We start from the raw sequence: 3680 nt of genomic DNA, 5'->3' as shown, positions 1-3680 counted from the left end.
GCCTTTTCTCTGTTTCCGGGAAGTTGTGAGCTCTGTGAGGTTTGTGAGTTTGAAAAGAGTGGAAAGTGTCCAAAAAGAGAAAATGTAAGGCCCTCTATATCTGGAACCGGTATTGATATTAATTCTGTTCATGAGATTAATTTTAAAGAAAATGCCCTTTACTCCATTATCCTTGTTTTTTAAAAATAGATTTTAAAAGAAGAATCTTTCTCTCTCCAAACTTCTCCTTTATTTCATCTATGGTCTTTAAAAATTTATCATTTGCCTCATCCTTTGAGAATAAAGAGGCATCAAAACTTTCATTCATAAGAGATGAGGCAGTTACACCAAGAAGTCTTACAGGTTTGTTTTCTATTCTTTCCCTCAAAAGAGAGATTGCCTCTTTTAAAATATCACTGTCAGAATTTATAGGGATAGATAGTTTCCTCTGATGGGTAACAGTTTTAAAATTATTATATCTAATTGTAATTTTTATGGTTTTCGCTAAAAGATTTCCCTTTCTCAATCTACTTCCCACCTCCTCTGATAACGAAGACAGGATACTTTCCATAAATTTTATGTCTGTTGTATCCTCATTAAGGGTAACCCTTGAACTTATGGATTTTGGAGGGGACTCTCTGAAATTTACCTCTTCATCCCCCTTAGCTTCCTTTATCATTAATAAGAATTTAGAGAAAGCTGGTTTGAAATTTCTCACTAAATCCTCGTATGTAAATCTTTTTAGATCAGAAACTTTCTCTACACCAAATTTCTTAAGGACTCTTACACTCTTCGGTCCTATTCCGGGTATCTTCTCTATGGGGAGAGGGTAGTAGTACTTTTCAAGATCATCTTTTTTTATCTCAAGCAGCCCATCTGGTTTTGAAAGCTCTGTAGCTATCTTTGCAAGAAGTTTGTTATAACTTATACCAACTGAACAGGTAAGGTTGAACTTCTCTTTTATAACCCTCTTGATCTTCCTTCCAATCTCTAAAGCACTCCCAAAAATTCCAACGGTTTCAGTTACATCAAGGTATGCCTCATCTATGCTTCTTACCTCTATTTTGTCTGTAAAATCTGACAGAATTTCCATAATTTTGTGGGATATTTCATTGTAGAGGGAAAAATTGCCTCTTATAACAATAAGGTTCTTACATAATCTTTTAGCCTTTTTAAGGGGCATTGCTGAATGAATACCATATTTTCTTGCCTCATAGGAAGCAGTGGATACTACTCCTCTATCTCCTATGGAATTTGTAATAACAATGGGTTTCCCCTTTAAAGATGGATTCCTAACTACTTCAATGGATGCAAAGAAGGCATCCATATCAACATGGAGTATCTTCCTCATCTGAGAAAATTTTGTATTCTATTATTTGTTCCTCGGAAATTAAAGGTAGCTTTATATAAAAGGAGAATGTATCAAGGATAGCTTTGAGTGGTGCTAAACCTATAAGTTCACTCTCCTTTACACTCGTTCCATACCTCTCTGCCTCCATCTTTACAATCTCATAAACCCTATAGATTGGTGCCTTTTTAAAATTAAGTATGTTCATGGAAACCTGTGCACAATTCTTTTCCTCAATATAGAAACCTTTAGCCTGAATGTATCTTAAACCTCCAGAGGATTCTCTAATTGATTTTGCAATCTTTTTTGCTATTTCTACATCAGGGGTATTTAGATTAATGTTAAATGCAATTAGAAAATCCCTAACCCCTATTACAGTGGCTCCTGCAGTTTCATGGGGAACATTATCTCCTATATCTGGATACCACTCCTTGTCCTTCATCTTCTCAGAAAGTCCCTCAAATTCCCCTTTCCTTATATTTGGGAGTTTCTCCCTCTCCGGTTTTGTAGCAGAATAGGCATAGAAATATATGGGTACTTTAAGCTCTCTCCAGATTCTCTCTCCAAGTTTTTTAGCATACTCATTCAATTCTTTTTTTGTTATTCCCTTTATTGGAACAAGGGGTATAACATCCACAGCACCAATCCTTGGATGCTCTCCCTTATGAACCCTTAAATCAATCAATTCCACAGATTTTTTAGTAAAATCAAAGAGAGCATCTAAAACCCTTTCAGGTTCACCAGCAATTGTTACTACACTCCTGTTATGATCTGGGTCCATGGAATAATTTAATACCTTAACACCATCTCTACCCTTTAAAACATTTACAATCTCCTCAACCACCTCTTTTCTTCTTCCTTCGCTTATGTTAGGGACAGATTCTATTATCCTTCTCATCTTTACCTCCAAGTTTATTTTACATGAAAATAAACCGCTTAAAAATTTTTGATAATGTAAAAAAAGAGATATACTTTTAGTATGAAGTTTAAACTCTTTAAAAGGAAGAGAGAGAAGTTTGCCCTTACACTGATGGGTGGTGGTGCAAGGGGACTATCACACATAGGGGTACTTGATGTACTTGAAGAGAATGGGTTAATTCCAGATATAATAACTGGTACATCCATGGGAGCTATTGTTGGAGGATTGTATGCTTCCGGTCTATCCCCTAAAAAGATGGAGAAGTTGGCTTTCAGCCTTGATTTAAGGAATTTTATAAATGCACCAAAAATACCAATAATATCCAATAGATTAAAAAAAGTGTCTGACTATCTTATATATGAGATGTACTTGAACCTTCTATCAAGAAAGAGAAGCCTATCAGAGAAAGATACGGTGGAAGAATTCCTTAAAGACCTTGTGGGAGACATAAAAATTGAAGACCTCAAAATAAAATTTGCATGCAATGCAGTTGATTTGGTCTCTGGAAAAGAGGTTGTCTTTGATAAAGGATGTCTCTATAAAGCAATAAGAGCTTCCATGTCTCTCCCCATTATATTTGAACCAGTAAAAATAGACGATATGGTTCTTGTAGATGGTGGAGCTTTAAATAATGCCCCAGTAGATATAGCAAAAAAACTTGGAGCAGAGAAAACTGTTCTTGTGGATATTCATATTCCACCTAAAAGGGTTGAGGCAGAGAAACTTTCAAATACTTTTTTGATACTGGAAAGAATATTAGACTCCATTTCATACTATCTCCTTGAGGAAAAGATAAAACATGCAGATTTTATAATAAGAATTCCTCTAAATATTGATACACTTGATTTTTCAGAGCCTCTCTCCATAATAGAGAGAGGCAGAGAGGAGACAAGGAAGATAATGCCCGAGCTAAAGGAGTTTTTAGGGCTTCATTTTAGATAAGATATTTATTATCTCCTGTATCTTTTCCAGCATCTTTCCAGCCTCAGAAAACTTCCCTTCTCTTGTGAGTTCTTTATAATCATTCATATACTCAATCAGTGAATTTATGAGTTCCTGAATGTTTTTCTCCTTCTCTCCCTTGGGTTTAAAGGAGACAAGAGAATCTAAAGCTTCATAAAGGGAATCACCCCATGACACCTTCTCAGTGCTTGCTGTTATTACCTTCTTTAATTGTGGAATTTTTCCCTCCGTTGCCTGAAGATAGAGAGGTTCCACATACAAAAGAGCGTTATCAATGAGAAGAAGTATAGTGTTTCCTCTTATAACCTGTGATCCTTGCTGATTCCACAAAGTTAGTGTCTTTGATATATCGGTATTTTGATCTATCCTTGCCTCTATCTGAAGTGGCCCATATATAACCGTCTCCTTTGAAAATCTATAAATTACAGTCTCACCATAATTAGGCTCGTCACACCGTCCAACAAATAGAGC

General features: G+C 35.7%; 5 protein-coding genes. 2 read left to right on the top strand and 3 right to left on the bottom strand.

Translation table 11 applies throughout. The annotated features are described in order from the left end of the window. A partial coding sequence (locus J7J33_04240) for a DUF2284 domain-containing protein (protein ID MCD6168500.1) occupies positions 1-183 on the top strand: 183 nt, incomplete at its 5' end. Here the strand turns inward: J7J33_04240 and dinB are convergent. Further along, positions 167-1330 carry a DNA polymerase IV gene (gene dinB, locus J7J33_04235; GenBank protein ID MCD6168499.1) on the bottom strand — a complete coding sequence of 388 codons (1164 nt, stop codon included), beginning with the start codon at positions 1328-1330 and terminating at the stop codon, positions 167-169. The genes J7J33_04240 and dinB overlap by 17 nt on opposite strands. Continuing rightward, positions 1308-2225 (bottom strand): glutamate formimidoyltransferase, encoded by a 918-nt coding sequence (gene ftcD, locus J7J33_04230; GenBank protein ID MCD6168498.1) that lies wholly within the window; start codon positions 2223-2225, stop codon positions 1308-1310. Before ftcD ends, dinB begins: the two co-directional genes overlap by 23 nt. 81 nt (positions 2226-2306) lie before the next feature. On the opposite strand from ftcD, the gene J7J33_04225 reads away from it, so the two are divergent. After that, positions 2307-3188 (top strand): patatin-like phospholipase family protein, encoded by an 882-nt coding sequence (locus J7J33_04225; GenBank protein ID MCD6168497.1) that lies wholly within the window; start codon positions 2307-2309, stop codon positions 3186-3188. On the opposite strand, the gene J7J33_04220 is transcribed toward J7J33_04225, so the two are convergent. Next, a partial coding sequence (locus tag J7J33_04220) for a UPF0182 family protein (protein MCD6168496.1) occupies positions 3168-3680 on the bottom strand: 513 nt, incomplete at its 5' end. The two genes, J7J33_04225 and J7J33_04220, sit on opposite strands and share 21 nt — an antisense overlap.

It is taken from the genome of Caldisericia bacterium (assembly GCA_021158845.1).
In the GTDB taxonomy this organism is placed as follows: Bacteria; Caldisericota; Caldisericia; order B22-G15; family B22-G15; genus B22-G15.
Note: the sequence above shows the minus strand (reverse complement) of the source record. Positions and strands in the feature narration are given on the sequence as shown.